Annotated in this window: 4 protein-coding genes and 1 pseudogene; 1 reads left to right on the top strand and 4 read right to left on the bottom strand. The window is 71.8% G+C overall.

The window, feature by feature from the left end:
- Positions 1–225: 225 nt before the first annotated feature.
- The 4 genes and pseudogenes from KGA66_RS28230 to KGA66_RS28215 all read right to left on the bottom strand — a co-directional run.
- A pseudogene (locus KGA66_RS28230) lies at positions 226–486 on the bottom strand (aldo/keto reductase); the annotation flags it as partial.
- A 202-nt stretch (positions 487–688) separates the two neighbouring features.
- The gene (locus KGA66_RS28225; RefSeq protein WP_211472516.1) at positions 689–1114 is read right to left on the bottom strand and encodes a hypothetical protein; all 426 of its coding nucleotides are present in this window, start codon (positions 1112–1114) and stop codon (positions 689–691) included.
- A 245-nt stretch (positions 1115–1359) separates the two neighbouring features.
- Positions 1360–2907 carry a cobyric acid synthase gene (locus tag KGA66_RS28220; protein WP_211472514.1) on the bottom strand — a complete coding sequence of 516 codons (1548 nt, stop codon included), beginning with the start codon at positions 2905–2907 and terminating at the stop codon, positions 1360–1362.
- On the bottom strand, positions 2904–3884 hold the full coding sequence (locus tag KGA66_RS28215) for a cobalamin biosynthesis protein (protein ID WP_211472512.1): 981 nt from the start codon (positions 3882–3884) through the stop codon (positions 2904–2906). Before KGA66_RS28215 ends, KGA66_RS28220 begins: the two co-directional genes overlap by 4 nt.
- Positions 3885–3934: 50 nt before the next feature.
- Here KGA66_RS28215 and KGA66_RS28210 point away from each other — a divergent pair.
- The coding region (locus tag KGA66_RS28210; protein ID WP_211472510.1) for a hypothetical protein at positions 3935–4116 on the top strand (182 nt) is incomplete at its 3' end.

The raw sequence follows: 4116 nt of genomic DNA, 5'->3' as shown, positions 1-4116 counted from the left end.
CCATCAGGTCAGGGTTCGATAACGCCCCGAAACTGACAAGGAGGGCGTGGCTTCGGACGGCGCGCGGGCCCCCTGCCGGTCTGGCAGGGCGCCCGCGGGGCTGGACCGGGTGGTGCCGGCTTCCGCCCGGGAAGGTTGTTTGCTCGGTGCCGGCTCGGCCTGGTGCGGCGTGATTTTGCTGCCGGGGTCAGGCTTCGGGGATGTCGCGGCCGAAGGTCCCCGTCATCAGCGCGCCATCATCCGCATCTGCGCCGGGTTGTGTGTGTCTCCGGCGGCCGGGGGCAGAGCGCTGAGCCGGCTGAGCTGCTCGTCGGTCAACTCGACGGTGTCGGCGGCGATGTTCTCCTCGACGCGGGCGACGCGGCGGGTGCCGGGAATGGGCGCGATGTCCTCGCCCTGGGCCGGCAGCCAGGCCAGCGCGACCTGCCCGGGGGTGGCGCCGATCTCGGCTGCGACTGCGGCGACCTGGTCGGCCAGGCGCAGGTTCACATCAGCGGCGACACCGTCCACCCCTGAAGGCATCACCACCGGCCACCCGCCCCCAACCCCACACAACCGACTGAGAACAGCGCAGCGGCGTCACCGAGACGGCGCGGCTGACGGAGAACCCGAGGCGGACGCGCGCCGACAGATCCAAATGGCATACATCCTGGCGCGCAAGGCGCCGGCCGAGGGCGACGCCCGGCGGTCAGCAGAGAATTTCGTCGCGAAGCGTGGCGTTTTCGTCTGCATTTCGTCCTTCTACCGTCGTGGGCTCCGCATCGGGATCTGCTTTGTCGCGCTGCGACGAAATACCGTCCGAGGTCGTTTCGTCCGGCCTTTGCTCCGGGTGAAGACGCGCCAGAAAATACTCCCAGGGAAATTCCGCGAACGACTGCGCCGCATACACCGAGTCCGCTTCGTCGAGTGGGAACAGCACGAGAGCCGCGAGCAGCGGCTCGGCGCCCGGCCTCCCGCACGGCTCGGTTCGGCCCCGCGCGGGCGAGTAAAGCCGCTGTTCGGAGTGGTGGCGGTGGCGGTAAGCCCGCTGCCGGCACGCCGTCGAGCAGTAGCGGCGCGGCCTGCCGACCGGCGCCGGAGCGGGCAGTTGAGCATCGCAGACGACACATTTCATGGCACGCCTTTCACCACGCGGGACGCGAGCGGACATGGAACCCGGTAAAAAGGTTCCCGCGTGCAAAATAGTGCCATAACCCGAGAGGACGATAACGCTGCCGATCGAGTGAAGTGCAATTGATGGCGACCGGTGAAAGTGATGGAGAATTGTGCCGATAAAAGCAGTCGAGCGTCCGGGGCGTCTGGCGTTTCAGGTGTCAGGCGTCACGCGCAGGCGTCACGTGTCAGGAACCGGCGTCGGCCTCAGGCGCCGGGCGGCAGCAGCCGCAGTCCCGGCGTTGGACCGTGTTCGATCAGCCGCCACAGCGCGTCGGTGTCCACGTGCTCGGCCACCGCGTCCGCCAGTCGGTCGTACTGGGCCAGCCGCGCCGCCGCGAAATCAGTGTCCGAACGCGGCTCGAACGAGCGGCGGGCCCGCTGCGCCGTCCACCGCAGGAAAGCTCTGCGATAACCGTCCGACTCCAGCGTGCCGTGCCAGAGCGTACCGATTACGTTCCCTGACACGCAGCCGTCCAACGGTACGCCGGCGCCGTCCGTGAAGAGCGGCTCGCCGCCGTGCGCCGAGACCACACCGTGGTGGATCTCGTAACCCGAATCCACCGGCTGGCCGAGGCCGAACCCGCGCGGCCGCGCGAGCGTCTTGTCCGCCGCGAACCGCGTGACCACCGGCAACAGGCCGAGCCCCTCGACCCGGCCGCCGCGGCTCTCCACCGGATCGTCGATGTTCTTGCCGAACATCTGGTACCCGCCGCAGATCCCCAGCAGCACTCCGCCGCGCGCCGCCCGCGCCATCAGGGCGTCGGCGATGCCGCGCTCGCGCAACCATGACAGATCGCTTACGGTGGCCTTCGTACCGGGCACCACCACCAGATCCGCCTCGGCGATCCCGCGGGCGCTCGTGGTGAAGGAGACCTCGACGCCCGGCTCCAGCATCAGCGCGTCCACGTCCGTGAAATTGGACACCCGCGGCAGATGCACCACCGTCACCGTCAGCGGCTCGCGGCCGGGCGCGGGCGCTGCGGCCGCCGGCAGCGGACGGCCCTGCAGGGTGAGCGAATCCTCGGCATCGAGCCAGATGTCGCGCAGATACGGCACCACGCCGAGCACCGGCCGCCCCGTGTGGTCCTCGATCATCCGCAGCCCCGGCGCCAGCAGCGCCGGGTCGCCGCGGAACCGGTTGACCAGGAACCCGCATATCAGCGCCTGGTCTGCCGCGTCCAGCAACGCGACCGTGCCGTGGAAGGCCGCGAACACGCCGCCGCGGTCGATGTCCCCCACCACCAGCGCCGGCAGCGAGCGGGCGCGGGCCAGCCCCAGGTTCGCCAGGTCCCCCTCGCGCAGGTTGATCTCCGTCGGCGAGCCGGCGCCTTCGCAGACCACGACGTCGTAGCGGGAACGCAGGTCGTCGAAGGCGTCGAGCACGGTGCCGAGCAGCCGCTTCTTCAGGCTCTGATACGACTGGGCGCTCGCCTCGGCCAGCGGCCGCCCCAGTACCACGACCTGGCTGGTGCGCTCGCCGCCGGGCTTGAGCAGGATCGGGTTCATCGCCGGCTCGGGTACCGCGCCGGCCGCCGCGGCCTGCATCGCCTGCGCGCGCCCCAGTTCCGCCCCGGCCCCGGTGCGCGGGTCGAGGCAGACCGCGGAGTTGTTCGACATGTTCTGTGCCTTGAACGGCGCGACCCGCACGCCCTGGCGGGCCAGCCACCGGCAGATCGCCGCGGTCAGCACGCTCTTGCCGGCGTCCGAGGTGGTGCCCGCGATCAGCAGCGCCCCGCGCGCCGCCGGGCTCATCGCGTTCCGCTTCCCCGCCGGTGCGCCGCCGCCCGCAGCGCCAGCGCGCCGACCGAAAGTCCCGCCGCGGCCGCGGTGGACACGGCCGCGGACAGCCGGTTGGCGCGTGCGATGTCGAAGCCGCGCGGACCGCGGCCGGTCCCCAGATAGGGCCGGTGTTCGATCCCTGACGTGTAACTGTTGGTGCCGCCGAGCCGCAGGCCGAGTGCGCCGGCCGCCGCGGCTTCGCAGCGCCCCGCGTTCGGGCTCGGGTGCTTCCCGCCGTCGTGCCGCAGCGTGTGCCAGGTCTCCAGGCGCGAACCGCCGACGGTCGGCGCGAGCACGGCGGTCAGCGCCCCGGTAAGCCGCGCCGGCGCCAGATTCAGCGCGTCGTCCAGTCGGGCGGAGGCCCACCCGAAGCGCGCATACCGCTGCGAACGGTGGCCGACCATCGCGTCGAGCGTGTTGGCCGCGCGGTAGCCCAGCAGACCGGGTACGCCGGCGACCGCTCCCCAGAACAGCGGCGCCACGACCGCGTCCGAGGTGTTCTCCGCGACGGATTCGACCACCGCGCGCGCGACCTCACGTTCGTCCATCCCGCGCGGATCCCGGCCGCACAGCCGCGGCAGCCGCTCGCGGGCGGCGTCGAGGTCGCCCGCCTCCAGCAGGCTCCCGATCGCGGCGGCCTCGCGGCGCAGCGAGGCCGCTCCGACCACGCTCCAGGTCGCGGCGGCCATCGTCGCGACCGCGGTCACGGGACGGCCGCGCGAGCCGCGCGTCGTCGCGTATCCGAACAGGGCCGTACCTCCGACGCAGACCGCGGTGAAAGCAGTTCCGCGCGACCGCGAGTCCTGATAGCAGCGCCGCTCCAGCGCCGTCGCGGCCCGACCGAAGGCGGCGACAGGATGCCCCCGGCTCGGGTCTGCGACCAGGGCGTCTACGGCGTATCCCGCGACGAGGCCGAGCGCCGCGGCGGCACCGGAAGATCTTCTGCGCACGCCAGCACCCTACCGTGCGGCCGAGCTCGGGCGGGCGGGAGAATGACCGGATGCGCGAGGAACAGCGGAACGCCGACGCCGACGGCGATTGCGACGCCGACGGAAATGGCGAAACTGCGGCGATTGCCGGGCAACCGGTGCCGCCGGCCACCCATGAGTTGCTGCGACCCCGATGCGCCGACACTTCGACGCGTCGCCAGGGCGAAATGCCCGCTGTACCCCCTGTACCCCC

It is taken from the genome of Actinocrinis puniceicyclus (assembly GCF_018283645.1).
Lineage (GTDB): Bacteria > Actinomycetota > Actinomycetes > Streptomycetales > Catenulisporaceae > Actinocrinis > Actinocrinis puniceicyclus.
Note: the sequence above shows the minus strand (reverse complement) of the source record. Positions and strands in the feature narration are given on the sequence as shown.